Source organism: Bradyrhizobium huanghuaihaiense, from assembly GCF_025200885.1.
Taxonomy (GTDB): Bacteria; Pseudomonadota; Alphaproteobacteria; order Rhizobiales; family Xanthobacteraceae; genus Bradyrhizobium; species Bradyrhizobium huanghuaihaiense.
The window spans coordinates 3,834,345-3,855,982 of sequence record NZ_CP104172.1; the positions used below are offsets into that span (position 1 = coordinate 3,834,345).

The 21,638-nt window shown below is 63.5% G+C and carries 29 protein-coding genes; 28 read left to right on the forward strand and 1 reads right to left on the reverse strand.

The genetic code is table 11. From position 1 onward, the window contains the following. Positions 1–192: 192 nt before the first annotated feature. Both N2603_RS18215 and N2603_RS18220 read left to right on the forward strand, forming a co-directional pair. The gene (locus N2603_RS18215) at positions 193–2,253 is read left to right on the forward strand and encodes an FAD-dependent oxidoreductase (protein WP_260389855.1); all 2,061 of its coding nucleotides are present in this window, start codon (positions 193–195) and stop codon (positions 2,251–2,253) included. Between the two features lie 133 nt (positions 2,254–2,386). Next, positions 2,387–4,417, forward strand: coding sequence for an ABC transporter ATP-binding protein (locus N2603_RS18220; RefSeq protein WP_260389856.1), 2,031 nt, complete (start codon positions 2,387–2,389; stop codon positions 4,415–4,417). Here the strand turns inward: N2603_RS18220 and N2603_RS18225 are convergent. Continuing rightward, on the reverse strand, positions 4,336–5,583 hold the full coding sequence (locus N2603_RS18225; protein WP_260389857.1) for an FAD-dependent oxidoreductase: 1,248 nt from the start codon (positions 5,581–5,583) through the stop codon (positions 4,336–4,338). The genes N2603_RS18220 and N2603_RS18225 overlap by 82 nt on opposite strands. A 668-nt stretch (positions 5,584–6,251) precedes the next feature. Between N2603_RS18225 and rpsL the strand changes: the two genes are divergently transcribed. The 26 genes from rpsL (at position 6,252) to secY (ending at position 21,621) form a co-directional block, all read left to right on the forward strand. Further along, complete coding sequence (gene rpsL / locus N2603_RS18230) at positions 6,252–6,623, forward strand: 30S ribosomal protein S12 (RefSeq protein WP_007603006.1); 372 nt, start codon at positions 6,252–6,254, stop codon at positions 6,621–6,623. Positions 6,624–6,638: 15 nt separating this feature from the next. Beyond that, a complete protein-coding gene (gene rpsG, locus N2603_RS18235) occupies positions 6,639–7,109 on the forward strand; it encodes a 30S ribosomal protein S7 (protein WP_018647239.1) in 471 nt (156 codons plus the stop codon). 33 nt (positions 7,110–7,142) lie between these two features. Next, entirely contained in the window at positions 7,143–9,215 is a 2,073-nt protein-coding gene (gene fusA, locus N2603_RS18240; RefSeq protein WP_260389858.1) for an elongation factor G, read from the forward strand. Positions 9,216–9,255: 40 nt separating this feature from the next. Then, positions 9,256–10,446 carry an elongation factor Tu gene (tuf, locus tag N2603_RS18245; RefSeq protein WP_080137239.1) on the forward strand — a complete coding sequence of 397 codons (1,191 nt, stop codon included), beginning with the start codon at positions 9,256–9,258 and terminating at the stop codon, positions 10,444–10,446. An 81-nt stretch (positions 10,447–10,527) separates the two neighbouring features. Further along, entirely contained in the window at positions 10,528–10,836 is a 309-nt protein-coding gene (gene rpsJ, locus N2603_RS18250; protein ID WP_002712302.1) for a 30S ribosomal protein S10, read from the forward strand. Between the two features lie 51 nt (positions 10,837–10,887). Continuing rightward, positions 10,888–11,601: a 50S ribosomal protein L3 gene (gene rplC / locus N2603_RS18255; RefSeq protein ID WP_018647242.1), complete on the forward strand. Its 714-nt coding sequence runs from the start codon at positions 10,888–10,890 to the stop codon at positions 11,599–11,601. A 1-nt stretch (position 11,602) separates the two neighbouring features. Beyond that, positions 11,603–12,223 carry a 50S ribosomal protein L4 gene (rplD, locus tag N2603_RS18260; protein ID WP_018647243.1) on the forward strand — a complete coding sequence of 207 codons (621 nt, stop codon included), beginning with the start codon at positions 11,603–11,605 and terminating at the stop codon, positions 12,221–12,223. Next, positions 12,220–12,522, forward strand: coding sequence for a 50S ribosomal protein L23 (locus N2603_RS18265; protein WP_018647244.1), 303 nt, complete (start codon positions 12,220–12,222; stop codon positions 12,520–12,522). Before rplD ends, N2603_RS18265 begins: the two co-directional genes overlap by 4 nt. A 12-nt stretch (positions 12,523–12,534) precedes the next feature. Then, positions 12,535–13,368, forward strand: a complete 834-nt coding sequence (rplB, locus tag N2603_RS18270; RefSeq protein WP_018647245.1) for a 50S ribosomal protein L2 — start codon at positions 12,535–12,537, stop codon at positions 13,366–13,368. A gap of 12 nt (positions 13,369–13,380) precedes the next feature. After that, positions 13,381–13,659, forward strand: coding sequence for a 30S ribosomal protein S19 (gene rpsS / locus N2603_RS18275; protein ID WP_008136357.1), 279 nt, complete (start codon positions 13,381–13,383; stop codon positions 13,657–13,659). A 10-nt stretch (positions 13,660–13,669) separates the two neighbouring features. Next, positions 13,670–14,056 (forward strand): 50S ribosomal protein L22, encoded by a 387-nt coding sequence (gene rplV, locus N2603_RS18280; RefSeq protein ID WP_008549264.1) that lies wholly within the window; start codon positions 13,670–13,672, stop codon positions 14,054–14,056. A gap of 16 nt (positions 14,057–14,072) precedes the next feature. Next, positions 14,073–14,798: a 30S ribosomal protein S3 gene (gene rpsC / locus N2603_RS18285; RefSeq protein ID WP_018647246.1), complete on the forward strand. Its 726-nt coding sequence runs from the start codon at positions 14,073–14,075 to the stop codon at positions 14,796–14,798. Between the two features lie 30 nt (positions 14,799–14,828). Beyond that, positions 14,829–15,242, forward strand: a complete 414-nt coding sequence (gene rplP / locus N2603_RS18290; RefSeq protein WP_018647247.1) for a 50S ribosomal protein L16 — start codon at positions 14,829–14,831, stop codon at positions 15,240–15,242. Between the two features lie 5 nt (positions 15,243–15,247). Then, positions 15,248–15,454, forward strand: coding sequence for a 50S ribosomal protein L29 (gene rpmC, locus N2603_RS18295; protein WP_011088144.1), 207 nt, complete (start codon positions 15,248–15,250; stop codon positions 15,452–15,454). 13 nt (positions 15,455–15,467) lie between these two features. Then, a complete protein-coding gene (gene rpsQ / locus N2603_RS18300; protein ID WP_018647248.1) occupies positions 15,468–15,716 on the forward strand; it encodes a 30S ribosomal protein S17 in 249 nt (82 codons plus the stop codon). 84 nt (positions 15,717–15,800) lie between these two features. After that, positions 15,801–16,169 (forward strand): 50S ribosomal protein L14, encoded by a 369-nt coding sequence (rplN, locus tag N2603_RS18305; RefSeq protein WP_007603030.1) that lies wholly within the window; start codon positions 15,801–15,803, stop codon positions 16,167–16,169. After that, positions 16,169–16,483, forward strand: coding sequence for a 50S ribosomal protein L24 (gene rplX / locus N2603_RS18310; RefSeq protein WP_018647249.1), 315 nt, complete (start codon positions 16,169–16,171; stop codon positions 16,481–16,483). The genes rplN and rplX overlap by 1 nt, the downstream gene beginning before the upstream one ends. Continuing rightward, positions 16,476–17,033: a 50S ribosomal protein L5 gene (gene rplE / locus N2603_RS18315; protein WP_018647250.1), complete on the forward strand. Its 558-nt coding sequence runs from the start codon at positions 16,476–16,478 to the stop codon at positions 17,031–17,033. The genes rplX and rplE overlap by 8 nt, the downstream gene beginning before the upstream one ends. Positions 17,034–17,079: 46 nt before the next feature. Beyond that, positions 17,080–17,385 (forward strand): 30S ribosomal protein S14, encoded by a 306-nt coding sequence (gene rpsN / locus N2603_RS18320; RefSeq protein ID WP_018647251.1) that lies wholly within the window; start codon positions 17,080–17,082, stop codon positions 17,383–17,385. Positions 17,386–17,399: 14 nt separating this feature from the next. Continuing rightward, positions 17,400–17,798 carry a 30S ribosomal protein S8 gene (rpsH, locus tag N2603_RS18325; protein WP_018647252.1) on the forward strand — a complete coding sequence of 133 codons (399 nt, stop codon included), beginning with the start codon at positions 17,400–17,402 and terminating at the stop codon, positions 17,796–17,798. A 16-nt stretch (positions 17,799–17,814) separates the two neighbouring features. Then, positions 17,815–18,348, forward strand: a complete 534-nt coding sequence (rplF, locus tag N2603_RS18330; protein ID WP_130369847.1) for a 50S ribosomal protein L6 — start codon at positions 17,815–17,817, stop codon at positions 18,346–18,348. An 11-nt stretch (positions 18,349–18,359) separates the two neighbouring features. Next, positions 18,360–18,722, forward strand: coding sequence for a 50S ribosomal protein L18 (gene rplR / locus N2603_RS18335; protein WP_008549238.1), 363 nt, complete (start codon positions 18,360–18,362; stop codon positions 18,720–18,722). Positions 18,723–18,766: 44 nt separating this feature from the next. Beyond that, entirely contained in the window at positions 18,767–19,360 is a 594-nt protein-coding gene (gene rpsE / locus N2603_RS18340; RefSeq protein WP_008136332.1) for a 30S ribosomal protein S5, read from the forward strand. A gap of 23 nt (positions 19,361–19,383) precedes the next feature. Continuing rightward, positions 19,384–19,578: a 50S ribosomal protein L30 gene (rpmD, locus tag N2603_RS18345; RefSeq protein ID WP_018647254.1), complete on the forward strand. Its 195-nt coding sequence runs from the start codon at positions 19,384–19,386 to the stop codon at positions 19,576–19,578. Positions 19,579–19,653: 75 nt separating this feature from the next. Next, positions 19,654–20,139 (forward strand): 50S ribosomal protein L15, encoded by a 486-nt coding sequence (gene rplO, locus N2603_RS18350; protein ID WP_018322273.1) that lies wholly within the window; start codon positions 19,654–19,656, stop codon positions 20,137–20,139. A 150-nt stretch (positions 20,140–20,289) separates the two neighbouring features. Beyond that, positions 20,290–21,621: a preprotein translocase subunit SecY gene (secY, locus tag N2603_RS18355; protein WP_018647255.1), complete on the forward strand. Its 1,332-nt coding sequence runs from the start codon at positions 20,290–20,292 to the stop codon at positions 21,619–21,621. Positions 21,622–21,638: the final 17 nt, after the last annotated feature.

Below are 21,638 nucleotides of genomic sequence, written 5' to 3' on the forward strand. Positions count from 1 at the left end.
CGTTCATCCGTAGGAATACCGAGGACAATGAAAAGGCCGGCGCAAGCCGGCCTTTTTGCTGCTTTGTTTGCTTGCTGCGGTGCAGGATCAACCTTTGTTCATCTTTCCTTCAGACGCAAAAGCGCTTCTGCTAGGGGAGCTTAGACCGGTGGATCCCGTGACGGGGGCAGGGCCGGAGACCACGGAACGGATATGCTTGATCTCGCAATCGTAGGCGGCGGCCCCGGCGGGCTGATGAGCGCCTGGTATCTGAAGCGTAAGCTCGGCGACCTCTGCCGCGTCACCATATACGAAGCGTCCGACCGGCTCGGCGGCAAGATCGTCACGCGCAAATTCGATTCCGCGCCCGCGATGTACGAGGCCGGCGTCGCCGAGATCTACGACTACTCGATGACCGGTCCGGATCCGCTGCGCGAGCTGATCCAGCATTTCGGTCTCCAGACCATTCCGATGGACGCCGAGCAGGTGCAGTTCGGCGGCGAGCTGCTCAACGACGTGCCCGGCATGCGCCGCAAATACGGCGCCAAGACCGCGGCCGCGATCGAGGCGTTCCGCCAGCGCTGCACCGAGATGATGTCGCCGATCGAATATTACGAAGGCGTCGGCGCGCACGACAACGAGAATCCCTGGGCCTACAAGACCGCCGAGCAGGTGCTCGACGAGGAGGTCGAGGACGAGACCGCGAAACGCTTCTTCAAGGTGATGGCGCGCTCGGACATCGCGACCGAGAGCCACAACACCAACGGCCTCAACGCGCTCAAGAACTACTTGATGGACGTCGACGGCTATATCGGCCTCTATTCCATCCAGAACGGCAACGAGCAGCTGATCGAGTGCCTGCAGTCGGAGGTCAATGCCGACATCGAGCTCAATCACCGCGTGCTGACCGTCGGCAAGGCGCCGACCGGCCGCTACCAGCTCAAGATGATGAACGGCAAGGGCCCGGAGACGCGCGACTTCGACCTCGTGCTGGTCTGCCTGCCGCATTCCTGGCTCGCCACCATGGGGTGGGAAGGCGAGCAGCTGCGCAAGTCGATGGTCAAGCACGTCTCCTATTTCGACCGTCCGGCGCACTATCTGCGGGTCTCGATCCTGTTCGACGAGCCGTTCTGGGGCGAGAAGATTCCGGGCGCCTGGTTCATGTCGGAAGCCTTCGGCGGCTGCTGCGTCTACAATGAGGGCGCGCGCCACGACGTCGGCAAGCATGGCGTGCTGAACTGGCTCATTCCCGGTTCCGACGCGCTGGCCTTCGCCAATCTCTCCGATCAGGAGCTGATCGATGCCGCGCTGAAATCGCTGCCGGCTTCGCTCGGCGATGCGCGCGCGCATTTCATGGAAGGCAAGATCCATCGCTGGCTGTCGTCGGTGAACGCGCTGCCGGGTGGTCTGCCCGTGCGCGACGTCATGACCAATCACCGGCCCGAGCCGAAGGAACATCCCGGCATCGTCGTGGTTGGCGACTATCTGTTCGACTCGACCCTGAACGGCCTGCTCGACTCCTCGGATGCGGCCACCGACATCATCCTGACCGAGATGATGCGCCTGCGCCGCGAACGCGCGCAGGAGGACCAGCCACTCTCCGACAAGATCGACCGCGACTATTTCGAGAACTATCGCGGTCTCGGTCCCTACGGCGAGGCGTGGCAGCACTTCACCGATCCCGACTACCTGACAAAGCTGATCGGCATCGTCTGGGGCAAGGCCAAGGGCTCCAAGCTTCTTGTTGCGGGCGCGGCGAGTGGGGAACTGGTCGGCGCGCTGCGCGAGCGCGGCATTGATGCCTGGGGCATCGAGAGCAACCGTGCCATCCATGCCAAAACGCCGAAGGCGCTGAAGAAATACAACAAGCTTGGGTCGATCACCGACATGCCGTTCAAGGACGGCAGCTTCGATTTCGTGTTCGAGACCAGCCTCTGCCACGTTTCCCCGAAGCAGGTGGTCCGCGCGATCCGCGAGCTCAACCGCGTGGTCAAGACCGGCCTCGTGTTCGGCTCGGTCACCTCGGACATGGCGCCGGCTCTGATCGACCGCTACGACCTGCTGCGCGGGGTCAAGAAGCTCGGCACCTGGTGGGAATGGTCCGAGCTGTTCTTCGGCAACGGCTTCGATCTGTCGATGCACCGCAAGGACTGCACCGATGCGCTCTGGGAGGCGACGCTCGCCGCGGGCAAGGGCCCGGGCCAGTGGTACGCCGACGCGGACTCTTTGCGTTATTCGTTCTTCGACAAGGTCGAGGACGAGGACGACGACTAGCCCTTAAGATCGGGTGAATTCGCCAATTGCTTTGCCGAATTCATCGTGATCGCATAGAATCGGTGCGATAGCGGCGCTCCGCTATCTCATGCTTTCTCTGCGGTCATGCCGGCCGTCAGCATCGGTTGGTTTCATGGCGTCCAAGCCTCTTTCGCCCGACAAACAGAAGCTCGCCGCCGAAGAGGCGGCCGAGCTCGACGACAAGCTCGCCTCCGCCGCCAAGTCCGACCTCGAAGACGACAAGGACGAGGAAGACGAAGAGGATGACGAGCTGGAGCTCGACGACGACGATGAGGACGAGGACCTCGTCGTCTTTACCGCGCGCGAGGCCGCCGGCGCGCTCGCGACCATCCTGGGTTTCGTCAAGCCCTATCTGACCAACTACAAGCGGATGCTGTCATTCGTGGCGTTCGGCGTCGTCGTCGAGACGCTGTTCAACGTCATCATGCCGCTCAGCCTGAAGTACCTGATCGACGACGCGCTCGGCGAGGAGGATTTCCAGGCGCTGTACAAGATCCTCGGCGTGCTTGCGGCCGCCGGCATCTTCACCTCGATCGTCGCGGTCTGGTACGAGCGCTGGGACGCGCGGCTGGCGGCCTGCATCATCTCCGACGTCCGCAAGCGTCTGTTCGAGCACGTCCAGGACCTGCCGGCCGCCTATTTCGGCCGCACCAAGCGCGGCGAGATCCTGTCGCGCTTCTCGGTCGACCTCTCGGCTTTTGAAGGTTCGGTGAAAACCTTCGCCAACAGCGCGGCGCTGCCGTTCCTGGAGTTGATCGCCGGCATCATCCTGATGGTGTTTTTGAACTGGCAGCTCGCGGCGGTCGCGCTGCTGGTGTTTCCGATCACGCTGATCGGCCCGCGCATCCTCACTCCGAAGGCGGTGCAGGCCAACTACGAGCAGAAGCAGAACGAAGCCGCGCTGCTCGGCATGGTGCAGGAAAACATCGGCGCCCAGGCCGTGATCAAGGCGTTCAGCCTGCAGCGCAAGATGTTCGGCTTCTTCAGCTTCCGCAACGACGAGACCCGTAACAGGATCGCCTCGGCCGCGTTCCTGTCGACCATGGTGGAACGGACGGTCACCATCTCGGTCTTGATGCTGCACCTCGTGGTGCTCGCGATCGGTGCCTATCTGGCGACCAAGGGCCAGATCACCATCGGCACCTTCGTCACCTTCGAGAGCGCGTTCTGGGAGGTCTCCTACAACATCGCCCACGTGATGCATTTCATCCCGGTGTCGATCTCCTCGGCTGCCGCGATCCGGCACATCCAGGAGCTGCTCGACGAGCCGACCCGCGGCGCCGATCGGCCCGGCGCACCCGACCTGCCGCGCATCACCCACGACATCACCTTCGACCGCGTCACCTTCCAGTACGAGGGCAGCCAGACGCCGGTGCTGGACAATCTCAGCCTCAAGCTGAACGTCGGCAAGAGCATCGCCATCGTCGGCCCCTCGGGCTCGGGCAAGAGCACGCTGCTCAACCTGATCCTGCGGCTGTACGTGCCGGACGAGGGGCGTGTCACCATCGACGGCGTCGATGTCCGCAAGGTCACCCTGGATTCGTTGCGCCGGAGCATGGCCGTGGTGTTCCAGGAGAACATGCTGTTCAACATGTCGATCCGCGAGAACATCCGGCTCGGCAAGGAAGGCGCGACCGACGCGGAGGTGGAAGAGGCGGCCAAGAAGGCCGAGATCCACCGCTACATCATGAGCCTGCCGCAGCGCTACGACACGCCGGTCGGCGAGCGCGGCGATACGCTCTCGGGCGGCCAGCGCCAGCGCATCGCGATCGCGCGCGCGATCATCCGCAACCCGTCCGTTCTGCTGCTGGACGAGGCCACCTCGGCGCTCGACCAGACCACGGAAGCCGCGATCAACCGCACGCTGCTCAAGGTTGCCAAAGGCCGCACCATGATCTGGTCGACCCACCGCCTGACCTCGGTGGTCGAGATGGACGAGATCATCGTGATTTCAGGGGGCAGGGCGATCGAGCGCGGCTCGCATGCCGAGCTGCTCGCCAAGAACGGCACCTATCGCCAGCTGTGGAACGACCAGATCCACCAGCCGCACGGCGCAGCGGCTCACGCCGACGACGACAGCGACGACGACGAGGATGAAGACGACCTCGAGGATGATGAGGACGAGGACGACGAGGAGGAGTGACCGAGGAAGTTCGGCTCCAGATCGAAGGCGCCTCCGAGCGGCCGCAGGAGCCCTTGAACCGACCAGGCAATGAAGCGTGCCCAGCGCTGTGCCGTCCAATAGGGGCTTGTCGCAGTCGAGACTGAGCGGAAGTCGAACGCCTTCGCCGCCGACCATTCGTCGCAAGCCCGCTTGACCGGATCGGCGTAGAACGTGGCGACCTTGGCAGCATCCATCCCGTCGGAGGCCAGCCATCGCGGGATGTAGACGTTGCAGAGCCGCTCGACGTCGGTGAAGACCTTGTCGCAGCCGGTCCCGGCGACCGGGCAGGAGGTCGAGAAGGCATCGCCCACCAGCACGAGGCCGGGCTGGCCGCTGGCATCGTTCACATAGAGATCGACCGGGCGGATCTTCAGCTCGCCGGGAATGTCGAACGGGCCGGTGATGCGCTCGAGCCGGGGCAGGGCGGCATGCAGCGTCTCGGCCGGGACGCGGCGCAGCTCGCGCAGCCAGGGATCGTCGAAGCCGCGATAGACGAACAAATTGGCGCGCATCCGCGTGCCGACCGGAAACAGCGTGATGTAGGGGATGCGGTCGCTGGGCCGCTCCGAAAAGTAGGTGAGGGCCGGGAAGTCGAACGCATTCCGGCCGGCCGGGACCACGTCGAATCCGATCGAGATCGAATGGCAGGCGCTGACGATTTTCCGCGCGATGCCGAGCTGGTGGCGCAGGCCAACATTGAGGCCATTGGCGAGCACGACCAGCCGGGCCGAGATGGTCTCGTCATTTGAGAGCGTGATCCTCTGCCGCTCCGCGCTGGTCTCGACCGCGATTGCCTTGGCGCAAATGCGCCCGACGCTCGCGGGAATCTCGTCACGGATGGCGTTGACCAGGGAATCGTAGAGGATGTTGAATTGCCGGCTCGGCGCCTTGTCGAGCAGATGGCCGAATCTCGCGATCCAGTTCTCGCCCGAATAGGTCGCGCGCCGCAGCACCGATTCTGCGATTCCGGTCTTCAGGAATCGCTCGACCTGCACCTCGCCGCTGAGTTTTTCGACGCGAAAGTCCGCCGGATAGGTCTCATGCGGATCGATCAGCACCGCAGAAATGCCGGCGCGGCCGAGCATCACGGCGGCGGTCGAGCCGGACAATCCCCCGCCGATGATGGCAATGTCGGTGTACCGCATGGCGCAAATCTCTGCCTAAGGCGGCAGATTGACGCATCAACAGGAAAAAAAGCCTTAGCAAGAGTTATAAAAGTATATTTCACCCGGGTATAATGCGGCATTGGGGTGGCGGAACAGGCGCAGCGTTCCCATATGGGCGTAGGGCGGTGAGTGCGGTAAACCTCGATTTCGACAGGCGCGAGAAGCGCTTTGTGACTGTCGTTTCACCTTGACTTGACCGATTCTCACTTATAGAAAGCGCCTCACTTAACGACAGGCGGTGAGCATCGCCAACGTCGGTACGGACCACCTGCCTGATCCTTTTAGGATCGTCCGGCAGGCACCAACCTCGACGAATGCCGCTCAGACGCTGTCGATCATAGCTAGGCAATGCCAGTGCGATTCTAGTTCTCTTGAGCATGTTCTCTTGAGATCGAATTCGGATGCATGACCTCGGTGCGCGGGCCGCAGCTTTACGCTGGTTGGCCCGAAAACTGCGGTCCTCTGTGGCGTCGTAACGCTTTCCGCTCGTTGATGGAGCGGTTGGCGCAATTTCGCTTTGTGCGGATTGTTCCGCCTGAGGCGGCCTCGTCGGGTGGGTGGCCCGAACAGAATTTGCGGTCCCGGCAACGGGCTGCGGCAAGACAGCGGATCCGCAAGGGGCCGCGATAACAAAGGGTAAGGCCAGGATGCCGACGATCAACCAGCTGATCGCTCAACCGCGGGAAGTGCAGAAGTCGCGCAAGAAGGTGCCGGCGCTGCAGCAGTCGCCTCAGAAGCGTGGTGTTTGCACCCGCGTCTACACCACGACCCCGAAGAAGCCGAACTCGGCTCTTCGTAAGGTTGCCAAGGTGCGCCTGACCAACGGCTTCGAGGTGATCGGCTACATCCCCGGCGAGGGTCATAACCTCCAGGAGCACTCGGTGGTCATGATCCGCGGCGGCCGCGTCAAGGACTTGCCCGGCGTGCGCTACCACATCCTCCGCGGCGTTCTGGATACCCAGGGCGTCAAGAACCGTAAGCAGCGTCGTTCGAAGTACGGCGCCAAGCGTCCGAAGTAAGCGGGAACCAAGCCTATGTCTCGTCGCCACTCTGCGGAAAAGCGCGAAGTTCTCCCGGATCCGAAGTTCGGGAACATCATCGTCACGAAGTTCATGAACTCGGTGATGTACGCCGGCAAGAAGTCGGTCGCCGAAGGTATTGTCTACGGCGCGTTCGGCATCATCGAGAGCAAGACCAAGCAGAACCCGCTCGGCGTGTTCGAGCAGGCGCTCGAGAACGTCATGCCGACGATCGAGGTTCGCTCCCGCCGCGTCGGCGGCGCGACCTACCAGGTTCCGGTCGAGGTTCGCTCGACCCGCCGGCAGGCCCTGGGCATCCGCTGGCTGATCGCGGCTGCGCGCGAGCGCAACGAGAAGACGATGACCGAGCGGCTCTCTGCGGAGCTCTTGGACGCATCGAACAACCGGGGGAACGCCGTCAAGAAGCGCGAAGACGTGCACCGCATGGCGGAAGCCAACCGCGCCTTCTCGCACTATCGCTGGTAACGGCGAAACAAACGGACTCGCAAGGAACACCCCATGCCCCGCCAACATGCCATCGAGGACTACCGTAACTTCGGTATCATGGCGCATATCGACGCCGGCAAGACGACGACGACCGAGCGCATCCTCTATTACACCGGCAAGAGCCACAAGATCGGCGAAGTGCACGAAGGTGCCGCGACGATGGACTGGATGGAGCAGGAGCAGGAGCGTGGCATCACGATCACCTCGGCTGCGACCACCGCCTTCTGGGCCGGCAAGCGCCTGAACATCATCGACACTCCCGGCCACGTCGACTTCACCATCGAAGTCGAGCGTTCGCTGCGCGTGCTCGACGGCGCCGTCTGCGTGCTCGACTCGAACCAGGGCGTCGAGCCCCAGACCGAGACCGTCTGGCGCCAGGGCGACAAGTACAAGGTTCCGCGCATCGTCTTCGCCAACAAGATGGACAAGATCGGTGCCGACTTCTTCAAGTGTCTGGCGGACATCGTCGATCGCCTGGGCGCCAAGCCCGTCGCGATCCAGCTTCCGATCGGTGCCGAGAACAACTTCAAGGGTCTCGTCGACCTCGTGAAGATGAAGGGCGTCGTCTGGAACGATGAAGCGCTCGGCGCCAAGTTCGACTATGTCGACATTCCGGAAGATCTCGTCGACCAGGCCAAGGAATACCGCGAGAAGATGGTGGAAGCCGCCGTCGAGCTCGACGACGATGCCATGGCCGCCTACCTCGACGGCAAGGAGCCGGATGAGGCGACCCTGAAGCGCCTGATCCGCAAGGCGGTGCTGACCGGCGCGTTCTATCCCGTGCTGTGCGGCTCGGCCTTCAAGAACAAGGGCGTGCAGCCGCTGCTCGACGCCGTCGTCGACTACCTGCCGTCGCCGCTCGACGTGCCTGCGATCAAGGGCACCGACGACAAGGGCAACGAAGTCGTGCGCAAGGCGGACGACAAGGAGCCGCTGGCGCTGCTCGCGTTCAAGATCATGGACGACCCGTTCGTCGGCACCATCACCTTCTGCCGCATCTACTCCGGCGTTCTCCAGAGCGGCACCGGCGTCGTGAACTCGACCCGCGAGAAGAAGGAGCGCATCGGGCGCATGCTGTTGATGCATGCGAACAACCGCGAGGACATCAAGGAAGCCTATGCCGGCGACATCGTCGCGCTGGCCGGCCTGAAGGAAGCGCGCACCGGTGACACGTTGTGCGATCCCGACAAGCAGGTGATCCTGGAGAAGATGGAATTCCCCGAGCCGGTCATCGAGATCGCGATCGAGCCGAAGTCCAAGGCCGACCAGGAGAAGCTGGGCGTGGCGCTGGCCAAGCTCGCGGCGGAGGATCCGTCCTTCCGCGTGTCGACCGACCACGAGTCCGGCCAGACCATCCTCAAGGGCATGGGCGAACTCCACCTCGACATCAAGGTCGACATCCTCAAGCGCACCTACAAGGTCGACGCCAACATCGGCGCGCCGCAGGTTGCGTTCCGTGAGCGCGTCACCAAGCGGGTGGAGCACAGCTACACCCACAAGAAGCAGACCGGCGGTACCGGCCAGTTCGCGGCCGTGTCGTTCATCGTCGAGCCGAACGAGCCCGGCAAGGGCTACGAGTTCGAATCGAAGATCGTCGGCGGTGCGGTGCCGAAGGAATACATTCCCGGCGTCGAGAAGGGCCTGGAGAGCGTGCTGTCGTCCGGCGTGGTCGCGGGCTTCCCCGTGGTCGACGTCAAGGTGCAGCTGGTCGACGGCAAGTATCACGACGTCGACTCGTCGGCGCTCGCCTTCGAAATCGCTTCGCGCGCCTGCTTCCGCGAAGCGCTGCAGATGGGCAAGTCCGTCCTGCTCGAGCCGATCATGAAGGTCGAAGTGGTGACCCCGGAAGACTATACCGGCTCGGTCATCGGCGACCTGAACTCCCGGCGCGGTCAGATCCAGGGTCAGGACATGCGCGGCAACGCCAACGTCATCAACGCGATGGTGCCGCTCATGAACATGTTTGGTTACGTGAATAACCTGCGCTCGATGAGCCAGGGTCGCGCGACCTTCACCATGCAGTTCGATCACTACGCAGAAGCGCCGGCCAACGTGTCGGCAGAAGTCCAAAAGAAGTTTGCCTGATTGTCGTCGGTCTCAAGCTGACGATTGAACGGAGAGTCAAATGGCCAAAGCAAAGTTTGAACGTACCAAGCCGCACTGCAACATCGGCACCATCGGTCACGTCGACCATGGTAAGACGTCGCTGACCGCGGCGATCACCAAGGTTCTCGCCGAAGCCGGCGGTGCGACGTTCACCGCGTACGACCAGATCGACAAGGCGCCGGAAGAGAAGGCGCGCGGCATCACCATCTCGACCGCGCACGTCGAGTACGAGACGCCGAACCGCCACTACGCCCACGTCGACTGCCCCGGCCACGCCGACTACGTGAAGAACATGATCACGGGCGCCGCCCAGATGGACGGTGCGATCCTCGTCGTGTCGGCTGCTGACGGCCCGATGCCGCAGACCCGCGAGCACATCCTGCTCGCCCGCCAGGTCGGCGTGCCCGCGCTCGTCGTGTTCCTGAACAAGTGCGACATGGTCGACGATCCGGAACTGCTCGAGCTCGTCGAGCTCGAAGTCCGCGAGCTGCTCTCGAAGTACGAATTCCCGGGCGACAAGATCCCGATCATCAAGGGTTCGGCTCTCGCCGCTCTCGAAGACAGCGACAAGAAGCTCGGCCACGATGCCATCATCGAGCTGATGAAGAACGTCGACAGCTACATCCCGCAGCCGGAGCGTCCGATCGATCAGCCGTTCCTGATGCCGGTTGAAGACGTGTTCTCGATCTCGGGTCGCGGCACCGTCGTGACCGGCCGTGTCGAGCGCGGCGTCGTCAAGGTCGGCGAGGAAATCGAGATCGTCGGTCTCCGCGCCACCCAGAAGACCACCGTCACCGGCGTCGAGATGTTCCGCAAGCTGCTCGATCAGGGTCAGGCCGGCGACAACATCGGCGCTCTGCTCCGCGGCACCAAGCGCGAGGACGTCGAGCGCGGCCAGGTTCTGGCCAAGCCGGGTTCGGTCAAGCCGCACACCAAGTTCAAGGCTGAGGCCTACATCCTCACCAAGGAAGAGGGCGGCCGCCACACCCCGTTCTTCACCAACTACCGTCCGCAGTTCTACTTCCGCACCACCGACGTGACCGGTGTCGTGCACCTGCCGGAAGGCACCGAGATGGTGATGCCGGGCGACAACATCGCGATGGAAGTGCACCTGATCGTGCCGATCGCGATGGAAGAGAAGCTCCGCTTCGCGATCCGCGAAGGCGGCCGCACCGTCGGCGCCGGCGTCGTCGCCTCGATCATCGAGTAATTACGAGAAAAGGGACGGCGAGTAGCGAATGGTGACATTCGCTATTCGCTATTCGCCACCCACTGAAGAGAGACCACGGCAATGAACGGCCAAAACATTCGTATCCGTCTCAAGGCGTTCGACCATCGTATCCTCGATACGTCGACCCGTGAGATCGTGAACACGGCGAAGCGCACCGGCGCGCAGGTCCGCGGACCCATTCCGCTGCCCACCCGCATCGAGAAGTTCACCGTCAACCGTTCGCCCCACGTCGACAAGAAGAGCCGCGAACAGTTCGAGATGCGCACCCACAAGCGCCTGCTCGACATCGTCGATCCGACCCCGCAGACCGTCGATGCTTTGATGAAGCTCGACCTGGCCGCCGGTGTCGACGTCGAGATCAAGCTCTAAGATTTTGGATCCCGTTCGCGAAAGCGGACAAAGAGAACAGGAAGCAAGCCGATGCGCTCCGGAGTGATCGCACAAAAGGTCGGGATGACGCGGGTCTTCACGGAGGCCGGCGAACATATCCCCGTGACCGTGCTGAAGCTCGGCAATTGCCAGGTCGTAGGCCACCGCACCGAAGAGAAGAACGGTTACGTCGCGCTCCAGCTTGGTTCTGGTGCTCGCAAGACCGTTTACATGCCCAAGGCTGAGCGCGGCCAGTTCGCGGTTGCCAAGGTCGAGCCGAAGCGCCGGGTCGAGGAGTTCCGCGTCACCGCGGACGCCATGATCCCGGTCGGCGCCGAGATCCAGGCCGACCACTTCGTCGTCGGCCAGTTCGTCGATGTCACCGGCACCTCGGTCGGTAAGGGCTTCGCGGGCGGTATGAAGCGCTGGAACTTCGGCGGTCTGCGCGCCACGCACGGTGTGTCGATCTCGCACCGCTCGATCGGTTCGACCGGTGGTCGTCAGGACCCCGGCAAGACCTGGAAGAATAAGAAGATGCCCGGCCACATGGGTGTCGACCGCATCACCACGCTCAACCTCCGCGTCGTTCAGCTCGATGTCGAGCGCGGCCTGATCCTCGTCGAAGGCGCCGTTCCCGGCTCCAAGGGCGGCTGGATCCGCGTGCGCGACGCCGTCAAGAAGCCGCTGCCGAAGGAAGCTCCGAAGCCCGGCAAGTTCAAGGTTGCTGGCGAAGCGGACGCCGCTCCGGCTGCGCAGGAGGCGTGAGATGGAACTGAAGGTCACCACCCTCGAAGGTAAGGAAGCCGGCTCCGTCCAGCTCTCCGACGCCATTTTCGGTCTCGAGCCGCGCGAAGACATCATTGCGCGTTGCGTGCAGTGGCAGCTCAACAAGCGCCAGGCCGGCACGCACAAGGCCAAGGGCCGCGCCGAGATCTGGCGCACCGGCAAGAAGATGTACAAGCAGAAGGGCACCGGCGGTGCTCGTCACGGCTCGGCCCGCGTGCCGCAGTTCCGTGGCGGCGGCCGTGCTTTCGGTCCGGTGGTGCGTTCGCACGCCACCGACCTGCCGAAGAAGGTCCGCGCGCTCGCTCTGAAGCATGCGCTCTCGGCCAAGGCCAAGGACGGCGATCTCGTCGTGATCGAGAAGGCCGCGCTGGAAGCTGCCAAGACCAAGGCGCTGCTCGGTCACTTCTCGGGCCTCGGCCTCACCAACGCGCTGATCATCGACGGTGCCGAGCTCAACAACGGCTTTGCCGCTGCGGCCCGCAACATCCCGAACATGGACGTGCTGCCGATCCAGGGCATCAACGTCTATGACATCCTGCGCCGTCAGAAGCTCGTTCTGACCAAGGCCGCCATCGATGCGCTGGAGGCGCGCTTCAAATGACGAAGAACATCGAGCCTCGCCACTACGACGTGATCCTGTCGCCGGTCGTGACCGAAAAGGCGACGATCGCCTCGGAGCACAACAAGGTGCTGTTCAAGGTGGCCGCGAAGGCGACCAAGCCGCAGATCAAGGAAGCGATCGAGAAGCTGTTCGACGTCAAGGTCAAGAGCGTCAACACGCTGGTCCGCAAGGGCAAGGTCAAGGCCTTCCGCGGCAATCTCGGTTCGCAGTCGAACACCAAGCGCGCGATCGTGACCCTCGAAGAGGGCCACCGGATCGACGTCACCACCGGTCTGTAAGGTCGTACGACGATGGCACTGAAGACATTCAATCCCACGACGCCGGGCCAGCGCCAGCTGGTCATGGTCGATCGTTCGAGCCTGTACAAGGGCAAGCCGGTCAAGGCGCTGACCGAGGGCAAGCACTCCTCGGGCGGTCGTAACAACACCGGCCGTATCACCGTGCGCTTCCGCGGCGGCGGTCACAAGCAGACGCTGCGCATCGTCGACTTCAAGCGCGACAAGGTCGATGCGCCCGCGACGGTCGAGCGGCTGGAATACGATCCGAACCGCACTGCTTTCATCGCGCTGATCAAATATCAGGACGGCGAGCAGGCCTACATCCTGGCGCCGCAGCGCCTGGCCGTGGGTGACACCATCGTCGCCGGCAACTATGTCGACGTGAAGCCGGGCAACGTCATGCCGCTCGGCAACATGCCGGTCGGCACGATCATCCACAACATCGAGGTCAAGATCGGGAAGGGCGGCCAGCTCGCCCGTTCCGCGGGCACCTACGCCCAGCTCGTCGGCCGCGACCAGGATTACGTCATCGTCCGCCTGAACTCGGGCGAGCAGCGTCTCGTGCACGGCCGTTGCCGCGGCACGATCGGCGCGGTGTCGAACCCGGATCACATGAACACCTCGATCGGCAAGGCCGGCCGCAACCGTTGGCTGGGCCGCAAGCCGCACAACCGCGGTGTTTCGATGAACCCGATCGACCATCCGCACGGCGGTGGTGAAGGTCGTACCTCGGGCGGCCGCCACCCGGTCACCCCGTGGGGCAAGCCGACCAAGGGCAAGAAGACCCGCACCAACAAGTCGACCAACAAATTCATTCTCCTAAGCCGCCACAAGCGGAAGAAGTAAGGAACGCCGGACATGGTTCGTTCAGTCTGGAAAGGCCCGTTCGTCGAGGGTTCTCTGCTCAAGAAGGCAGATGCCGCGCGCGCGTCCGGCCGTCACGACGTCATCAAGATCTGGAGCCGTCGCTCGACGATCCTGCCGCAGTTCGTCGGTCTGACCTTCGGCGTCTACAACGGTCAGAAGCACGTGCCGGTGGCGGTCAACGAGGAAATGGTCGGTCACAAGTTCGGCGAGTTCTCGCCGACCCGGACCTTCCATGGCCACTCCGGCGACAAGAAAGCCAAGAAGGCTTGAGGATTAAACGATGAGCAAACCTAAGCGCGAACGGAGCCTCGCCGACAACGAGGCCAAGGCGGTCGCCCGGATGCTGCGGGTGAGCCCGCAGAAGCTCAACCTGGTCGCCCAGCTCATTCGCGGCCGGAAGGCTTCCGCTGCGCTCGCCGACCTGCAGTTCTCGCGCAAGCGGATCGCGGTCGACGTGAAGAAGTGCCTGGAATCGGCTATCGCCAACGCCGAGAACAACCACGACCTCGACGTCGACGATCTCGTCGTGGCGCAGGCCTTCGTCGGCAACGGCCTCGTGATGAAGCGCTTCGCCGCCCGCGGCCGTGGCCGTTCGGGCCGTGTCTACAAACCATTTTCGCAGCTGACGATCATCGTTCGTCAGGTCGAAGCCGAAGCAGCGGCTTAAGGCGCAGGAGAACACGATGGGTCAAAAGATCAATCCGATCGGTCTGCGTCTCGGCATCAACCGGACCTGGGATTCCCGCTGGTTCGCCGGCAAGCAGGAATACGGCAAGCTGCTGCACGAGGACGTCAAGATCCGCGAGATCCTGCACAAGGAGCTCAAGCAGGCGGCCGTCGCCCGCATCGTGATCGAGCGTCCGCACAAGAAGTGCCGCGTCACCATCCACTCGGCCCGTCCGGGCGTGGTGATCGGCAAGAAGGGCGCCGACATCGACAAGCTGCGCAAGCGCGTTGCGGACATCACCTCGTCCGACGTCGTCATCAACATCGTCGAGATCCGCAAGCCGGAGCTCGATGCGACGCTGGTGGCCGAGTCGATCGCGCAGCAGCTGGAGCGCCGCGTTGCGTTCCGCCGCGCCATGAAGCGCGCCGTGCAGTCGGCGATGCGTCTCGGCGCGGAAGGCATCCGCATCAACTGCTCGGGACGTCTCGGCGGTGCGGAAATCGCGCGCATGGAGTGGTACCGCGAAGGTCGCGTGCCGCTGCACACGCTGCGTGCCGACATCGACTACGGCGTTGCGACCGCGTTCACGACCTTCGGCACCTGCGGCGTCAAGGTCTGGATCTTCAAGGGCGAGATCCTCGAGCACGATCCGATGGCCCAGGACAAGAGAATGGCCGAAGGCGAGACGGGCGGTAGTGGTGATCGTGGTGGCCGTCAGCGCCGCGATACGGCTGCGGCCTAAAGCCAGACAGGAATTTGAGGGCTTAAAGCCATGATGCAACCTAAGAAAACGAAGTTCCGGAAGGCGCATAAGGGCCGCATCCACGGCGTTGCGTCTTCGGGCGCGACGTTGGCGTTCGGCCAGTACGGCCTGAAGGCGACCGAGCCTGAGCGCGTCACCGCGCGCCAGATCGAGGCCGCCCGCCGCGCGCTGACCCGCCACATGAAGCGCGCCGGCCGCGTCTGGATCCGCGTGTTCCCCGACGTTCCGGTGTCGAAGAAGCCGGCCGAAGTCCGCATGGGCTCCGGCAAGGGTTCGCCGGAACTGTGGGTGGCTCGCGTCAAGCCGGGCCGGGTGCTGTTCGAGATCGACGGCGTCAACACCCAGACGGCGCGTGAGGCGCTGACCCTGGCGGCGGCCAAGCTGCCGATCAAGACGCGCTTCGTCGAGCGCATTGCGGAGTAATGGCCATGGCCCAGATGAAGATCGAAGACATCCGCGCGATGAGCCCCGACCAGCAGGATGACGCCATCCTGAACCTGAAGAAGGAGCGCTTCAACCTGCGCTTCCAGCGCGCCACCGGGCAGCTCGAGAACACCTCGCGCCTGCGCGAGGCCCGCCGTGACATCGCCCGGATCAAGACCGTCGCCGCGCAGACGCGCGCGAAGAAGAAGTAAGAGGCTTACGAAGATGCCGAAACGTACTTTGCAGGGCGTGGTCGTCAGCGACAAGCAAGCCAAGACCATCGTGGTGCGCGTCGATCGCCGTTTCACGCACCCGATCTACAAGAAGACGATCCGCCGTTCGAAGAACTATCACGCGCACGACGAGAGCAACGAGTTCAAGCCGGGCGATGTGGTGTGGATCGAGGAATCGAAGCCGATTTCGAAGTTGAAGCGCTGGGTCGTGATCCGGGGCGAACACAAGAAAAGCGCCTGATCTGTTGGCTTTAGCCGACTGACTTCAGGGAAATGTTGAGCGCCGGCTGGGCTGGCGCAATTAGAAAGAGGACGAGGTGCATCAATGATTCAGATGCAGACCAACCTCGACGTGGCCGACAATTCTGGCGCACGCCGTGTCATGTGTATCAAGGTGCTCGGAGGCTCCAAGCGCCGCTACGCCACGATCGGCGACATCATCGTCGTCTCGATCAAGGAAGCGATTCCGCGTGGCAAGGTGAAGAAGGGCGACGTGATGAAGGCCGTCGTGGTGCGCGTCCGCAAGGACATCCGCCGCGCCGACGGTTCGGTCATCCGCTTCGACCGCAACGCCGCCGTTCTGATCAACAACCAGTCCGAGCCGGTCGGCACCCGTATCTTCGGGCCCGTGCCGCGCGAGCTGCGCGCCAAGAACCACATGAAGATCATTTCGCTCGCGCCGGAGGTGCTGTGATGGCTGCGAAGATCCGCAAGGGCGACAAGGTCGTCGTGCTGACCGGCCGCGACAAGGGCCGTACCGGCGAAGTGTTCGAGGTTCGTCCCGACGCCGGCACCGCGCTGGTGCGCGGCGTCAACATGGTCAAGCGTCACCAGAAGCAGACGCAGGCCCAGGAGGGCGGCATCATCTCGAAAGAGGCGCCGATCCAACTGTCCAACATCGCGTATGTCGGCAAGGACGGAAAGCCGACCCGCGTCGGATTCAAGATTCTGGCGGACGGCAAGAAGGTCCGCATCGCCAAGAGCTCGGGAGCTGAGATCGATGGCTGAGGCCGCTTACACGCCGCGCCTGCGCGCGGAATATGACGCGAAGATCCGCACGGCTCTGACCGAGAAGTTCGGTTATGAGAACGTGATGCAGGTTCCGCGCCTGGACAAGGTCGTGCTGAACATGGGCGTTGGCGATTCCGTCAACGACCGCAAGAAGGCCGAGACCGCCGCTGCCGAGCTGACCCAGATCGCCGGCCAGAAGGCGATCGTGACCTATTCGCGTATCGCGATCGCGACCTTCAAGCTGCGTGAGAACCAGCCGATCGGCTGCAAGGTCACGCTGCGCAAGGCCCGCATGTACGAGTTCATCGATCGCCTGGTGACGGTCGCGCTGCCGCGCGTCCGCGACTTCCGCGGCCTGAACCCGAAGAGCTTTGACGGCCGCGGCAACTACTCGCTCGGCATCAAGGAGCACATCATTTTCCCCGAGATCGACTTCGACAAGGTCACGGAAGCCCGCGGTATGGACATCACCGTCTGCACCACGGCCAAGACCGACGAAGAGGCGAGGGCCTTGTTGACCGCTTTCAATTTCCCGTTCCGGCAGTGAGACGCTGACCTAAAGCCTCTCAAACGCGGATACCCAGGAGCCAAGCATGGCAAAGAAGAGTTCAGTCGAGAAGAACAACCGGCGCAAGCGGATGGTGAAGAACGCCGCCGCCAAGCGTGAGCGGTTGAAGGCGATCATCGCCGACAAGAAGCTGCCGATGGAAGAGCGTTTCGCTGCGACGCTGAAGCTGGCCGAGATGCCGCGCAACTCGTCGGCGACCCGCATCCGTCTGCGTTGCGAGCTGTCGGGCCGCCCGCGCTCGAACTATCGCAAGAACAAGCTGTCCCGTATCGCGCTGCGCGACCTTGGCTCCAAGGGCATGGTCCCGGGCCTCGTGAAGTCCAGCTGGTAAGGAGGGGCGTTTAGATGTCTACGCACGATCCAATCAGCGATCTGATCACCCGCATCCGCAACGCGCAGATGCGCTCCAAGACCAAGGTCTCCACGCCTGGCTCGAAGATGCGCGAGAACGTGCTCGAGGTCCTCAAGTCCGAGGGCTACATCCGCGGTTACGCCACGCTCGAGCATCCCTCGGGCCGCAGCGAGATCGAGATCGAGCTGAAGTATTTCGACGGCGAGCCCGTCATCCGCGAGATCGAACGCGTTTCCAAGCCCGGGCGTCGTGTCTACGCCTCGGTGAAGAACCTGCCGCGGGTCAACAACGGGCTCGGCATTTCGGTGTTGTCGACGCCGAAGGGGATCATGGCCGACCACAGCGCGCGCGACGCGAATGTGGGCGGTGAAGTCCTCTTCACGGTGTTCTGAGAAGGATTTTTCATCCATGTCACGAGTTGGCAAAAGGCCTGTGGCGGTTCCGTCGGGTGTGACCGCGACCGTCGATGGGCAGACCGTCAAGATGAAGGGGCCGAAGGGTCAGCTTCAGTTCGTCGTCCACGACGACGTCGAGGTGAAGCTCGAGAGCGGCCAGATCAAGGTCAAGCCGCGCGCCGAGACCAACCGCGCCCGCGCGCTGTACGGTACCGCTCGCGCCCAGGTCGCGAATCTGGTCGAAGGCGTCACCAAGGGTTTTGAGAAGAAGCTCGAGATCACCGGCGTCGGTTACCGCGCCGCGATGCAGGGCAAGAACCTCCAGCTCGCGCTCGGCTACAGCCACGACGTGATCTATCCGATTCCGGAAGGGATCACGATCACCGTGCCGAAGCCGACCGAGATCACGGTGGCGGGCAGCGACGTCCAGCGCGTCGGCCAGGTCGCCGCGGAGATCCGCGCCTACCGTCCGCCGGAGCCCTACAAGGGCAAGGGCGTGAAGTATGTGGGCGAATTCATCTTCCGCAAGGAAGGCAAGAAGAAGTAACGGAGCCGGTCATGTCCAAAGCCAAGGTTACGAATGCCCGGCGCAAGCGAAGTGTGCGGCTGAAGCTGCGCCGCTCCGGTGGTGGCCGTCCGCGTCTGTCGGTGTTCCGCTCGTCCAAGCACATCTACGCCCAGGTCATCGACGACCTGAAGGGCGAGACGCTGGCCTCTGCCTCGTCGCTCGAGAAGGCGATGCGCGACGGCGGCAAGACCGGTGCCGACATCGATGCGGCGAAGGCGGTCGGCAAACTGCTGGCCGAGCGCGCCGCCGAGAAGGGCGTCAAGGAAGTCGTGTTCGATCGCGGCAGCTACCTCTACCACGGGCGGGTCAAGGCTCTGGCCGACGCCGCGCGTGAGAGCGGGCTGAGCTTCTAACAGAATTTGAGGATTGAGGCGTAAGCCTCTGAAGGATTGGAAAAATGGCAGAACGCGAACAACGTGGTGGACGCGATCAACGCGGCGGCGGACGCGAACGCAAGGAGCGCGAGGAGCGCGACAGCGAGTTCGTCGACAAGCTGGTCCACATCAACCGCGTGGCCAAGGTCGTCAAGGGCGGCAAGCGCTTCGGTTTCGCGGCGCTGGTCGTGATCGGCGACCAGAAGGGCCGCGCCGGCTTCGGTCACGGCAAGGCGCGCGAAGTGCCTGAGGCGATCCGCAAGGCAACCGAGTCCGCCAAGCGCAACCTGACCCGGGTGTCGCTGCGCGAGGGCCGCACGCTCCATCACGACATCGCCGGCCGTCATGGCGCGGGCCGTGTCTACCTGCGTGCAGCTCCGGCCGGTACCGGCATCATCGCCGGCGGACCGATGCGCGCCGTGTTCGAGACGCTCGGCGTCCAGGACGTGGTGGCCAAGTCGATCGGCTCGTCGAACCCGTACAACATGGTTCGCGCGACCTTCGACGCGCTGAAGCATCAGGATTCGCCGCGTTCGGTCGCAGCCCGCCGCAACATCAAGGTGTCCACTCTGCAGTCGCGCCGTATCGGTGGCGACGCCGAGGCGGCTGCCGACTAACGGAAGCTTTGGAGTAGACTCCCATGGCCAAGGCCACCAAAACGATCAAGCTCGAGCAGATCGGCAGCGCGATCCGCCGCCATCACTCGCAGCGTTCGACGCTGATCGGGCTCAAGCTCAACAAGATCGGTCGCACCAGCGAACTGCAGGACACCCCGGCGGTCCGCGGCATGATCGAGAAGGTTCACCATCTCGTCCGCATCGTCGACGAGAAGTAAGAAGCGGCGCACGATCCCGAAAAGCGGGGACCGGTTTTCGGTGACGATCGGGCGCAAGACACAAGGAGAAGGGCGATGAAGCTCAGCGATATCGCCGACAACGCCGGCTCGCGCAAAAAGCGTATGCGCGTCGGCCGCGGCATCGGTTCGGGCAAGGGCAAGCAGTCCGGCCGCGGCGGCAAGGGCCAGACCGCGCGTTCGGGCGTGCGCATCAAGGGTTTCGAAGGCGGCCAGATGCCGATGCATCGCCGTCTGCCCAAGCGCGGCTTCAACAACATCTTCCGCGTGGAGTTCGCCGAGATCAATCTCGACCGGCTCCAGGAAGCGGTCGATGCCAAGAAGATCGACGCCGGCAGCGTCGTGAACGTCGAGGCCCTGGTGAAGGGCGGCGTGCTGCGCCGCGCCAAGGCCGGCCTGCGGCTGCTCGGCCGTGGCGAGCTCAAGTCCAAGCTCAACATCGAAGTGCATGGCGCCACCAAGACCGCGATTGCGGCGGTCGAGAAGGCCGGCGGCTCGGTGAAGATCCTCGCCCCTGCCAAGGAAGAAGGCGAGGCGGCGTAACAACTGCGTCATTGGCCCGCGGCTCGCGGGCCTTTACGCATGCGGGACGTGGACTTATCGAAGCCGAGCCCCAGATAATGTCCGGCGTCCGCTAGATAGTAGCCCGGCCGCGGGCATGACGGCGCAACAGGCGGCGGGAGAAAGTCCAAGATGGTCTCTGCAGCGGAACAACTGGCAGCCAATCTCAATTTCGGCGCGTTTGCCAAGGCCGACGAACTGAAGAAGCGCATCTGGTTCACCCTGGGTGCGCTGCTCGTTTATCGGCTCGGAACCTACATCCCGCTGCCGGGCATCGATCCCAACATCTGGGAACAGGTGTTCAAGTCCCAGGCGGGCGGCATCCTCGGCATGTTCAACATGTTCGCCGGCGGCGGCATTCACCGCATGGCGATCTTCGCGCTGAACATCATGCCGTACATCTCGGCCTCGATCATCATCCAGCTCCTGACCACCGTCTCGCCGCAGCTCGAGGCGCTGAAGAAGGAGGGTGAGGCCGGCCGCAAGCTGCTGAACCAGTACACCCGCTACCTGACCGTGATCCTGGCCGCGTTCCAGTCCTACGGTATCGCGGTGGGTCTCGAAGGCGCCGGCAACGTCGTCAGCGACCCCGGCATGTTCTTCCGCCTGTCCACGGCGATCACGTTGACCGGCGGCACCATGTTCCTGATGTGGCTGGGCGAGCAGATCACCTCGCGCGGCATCGGCAACGGCATCTCGCTGATCATTCTCGCCGGCATCGTCGCCGAGCTGCCCGCGGCGCTCGCCAACATGCTGGAGCTCGGCCGTCAGGGCGCGATGTCGACCGGCCTGATCCTGGTCGTCATCATCATGGCCGTCGCCGTGATCGCCTTCATCGTGTTCATGGAGCGCGCCCAGCGCCGGCTGCTGATCCAGTATCCGAAGCGCCAGGTCGGCAACAAGATGTTCGAGGGCCAGTCCTCGCATCTGCCGCTCAAGCTCAACACCTCGGGCGTGATTCCGCCGATCTTCGCATCCTCGCTGCTCTTGCTGCCGACCACGGTTGCGAACTTCAACGCCGGCAGCGGGCCGGAATGGTTCCAGTGGATCACCACCCAGCTCGGCCATGGCCGTCCGCTGTTCCTGATCATGTATCTGGCGCTGATCGTGTTCTTCGCGTTCTTCTACACCGCGATCGTGTTCAACCCGACCGAGACCGCCGACAATCTGAAGAAGCATGGCGGCTTCATTCCGGGCATCCGTCCGGGCGAGCGCACCGCCGAATATATCGACTACGTGCTGTCGCGCATCACGGTGCTCGGTGCGATCTATCTCGCCATCGTCTGCTTGATCCCGGAGATCCTGATCTCCTATGCCTCGGTGCCGTTCTACTTCGGCGGTACCTCGCTGCTGATCGTCGTCAGCGTCACCATGGACACGGTGGCGCAGGTGCAGGGCTATCTGTTGGCCCATCAGTACGAAGGCCTGATCCGCAAGTCCAAGCTGCGCGGTCGCCGCCGCTAGGTGCGGCGTCGCTCTAG

Coding starts and splice junctions, on each gene's coding strand:
- N2603_RS18215 (WP_260389855.1), top strand. CDS start 193: ATGCTTGATCTCGCAATCGTAGGCGGCGGCCCCGGCGGGCTGATGAGC.
- N2603_RS18220 (WP_260389856.1), top strand. CDS start 2,387: ATGGCGTCCAAGCCTCTTTCGCCCGACAAACAGAAGCTCGCCGCCGAA.
- N2603_RS18225 (WP_260389857.1), bottom strand. CDS start 5,583: ATGCGGTACACCGACATTGCCATCATCGGCGGGGGATTGTCCGGCTCG.
- rpsL (WP_007603006.1), top strand. CDS start 6,252: ATGCCGACGATCAACCAGCTGATCGCTCAACCGCGGGAAGTGCAGAAG.
- rpsG (WP_018647239.1), top strand. CDS start 6,639: ATGTCTCGTCGCCACTCTGCGGAAAAGCGCGAAGTTCTCCCGGATCCG.
- fusA (WP_260389858.1), top strand. CDS start 7,143: ATGCCCCGCCAACATGCCATCGAGGACTACCGTAACTTCGGTATCATG.
- tuf (WP_080137239.1), top strand. CDS start 9,256: ATGGCCAAAGCAAAGTTTGAACGTACCAAGCCGCACTGCAACATCGGC.
- rpsJ (WP_002712302.1), top strand. CDS start 10,528: ATGAACGGCCAAAACATTCGTATCCGTCTCAAGGCGTTCGACCATCGT.
- rplC (WP_018647242.1), top strand. CDS start 10,888: ATGCGCTCCGGAGTGATCGCACAAAAGGTCGGGATGACGCGGGTCTTC.
- rplD (WP_018647243.1), top strand. CDS start 11,603: ATGGAACTGAAGGTCACCACCCTCGAAGGTAAGGAAGCCGGCTCCGTC.
- N2603_RS18265 (WP_018647244.1), top strand. CDS start 12,220: ATGACGAAGAACATCGAGCCTCGCCACTACGACGTGATCCTGTCGCCG.
- rplB (WP_018647245.1), top strand. CDS start 12,535: ATGGCACTGAAGACATTCAATCCCACGACGCCGGGCCAGCGCCAGCTG.
- rpsS (WP_008136357.1), top strand. CDS start 13,381: ATGGTTCGTTCAGTCTGGAAAGGCCCGTTCGTCGAGGGTTCTCTGCTC.
- rplV (WP_008549264.1), top strand. CDS start 13,670: ATGAGCAAACCTAAGCGCGAACGGAGCCTCGCCGACAACGAGGCCAAG.
- rpsC (WP_018647246.1), top strand. CDS start 14,073: ATGGGTCAAAAGATCAATCCGATCGGTCTGCGTCTCGGCATCAACCGG.
- rplP (WP_018647247.1), top strand. CDS start 14,829: ATGATGCAACCTAAGAAAACGAAGTTCCGGAAGGCGCATAAGGGCCGC.
- rpmC (WP_011088144.1), top strand. CDS start 15,248: ATGGCCCAGATGAAGATCGAAGACATCCGCGCGATGAGCCCCGACCAG.
- rpsQ (WP_018647248.1), top strand. CDS start 15,468: ATGCCGAAACGTACTTTGCAGGGCGTGGTCGTCAGCGACAAGCAAGCC.
- rplN (WP_007603030.1), top strand. CDS start 15,801: ATGATTCAGATGCAGACCAACCTCGACGTGGCCGACAATTCTGGCGCA.
- rplX (WP_018647249.1), top strand. CDS start 16,169: ATGGCTGCGAAGATCCGCAAGGGCGACAAGGTCGTCGTGCTGACCGGC.
- rplE (WP_018647250.1), top strand. CDS start 16,476: ATGGCTGAGGCCGCTTACACGCCGCGCCTGCGCGCGGAATATGACGCG.
- rpsN (WP_018647251.1), top strand. CDS start 17,080: ATGGCAAAGAAGAGTTCAGTCGAGAAGAACAACCGGCGCAAGCGGATG.
- rpsH (WP_018647252.1), top strand. CDS start 17,400: ATGTCTACGCACGATCCAATCAGCGATCTGATCACCCGCATCCGCAAC.
- rplF (WP_130369847.1), top strand. CDS start 17,815: ATGTCACGAGTTGGCAAAAGGCCTGTGGCGGTTCCGTCGGGTGTGACC.
- rplR (WP_008549238.1), top strand. CDS start 18,360: ATGTCCAAAGCCAAGGTTACGAATGCCCGGCGCAAGCGAAGTGTGCGG.
- rpsE (WP_008136332.1), top strand. CDS start 18,767: ATGGCAGAACGCGAACAACGTGGTGGACGCGATCAACGCGGCGGCGGA.
- rpmD (WP_018647254.1), top strand. CDS start 19,384: ATGGCCAAGGCCACCAAAACGATCAAGCTCGAGCAGATCGGCAGCGCG.
- rplO (WP_018322273.1), top strand. CDS start 19,654: ATGAAGCTCAGCGATATCGCCGACAACGCCGGCTCGCGCAAAAAGCGT.
- secY (WP_018647255.1), top strand. CDS start 20,290: ATGGTCTCTGCAGCGGAACAACTGGCAGCCAATCTCAATTTCGGCGCG.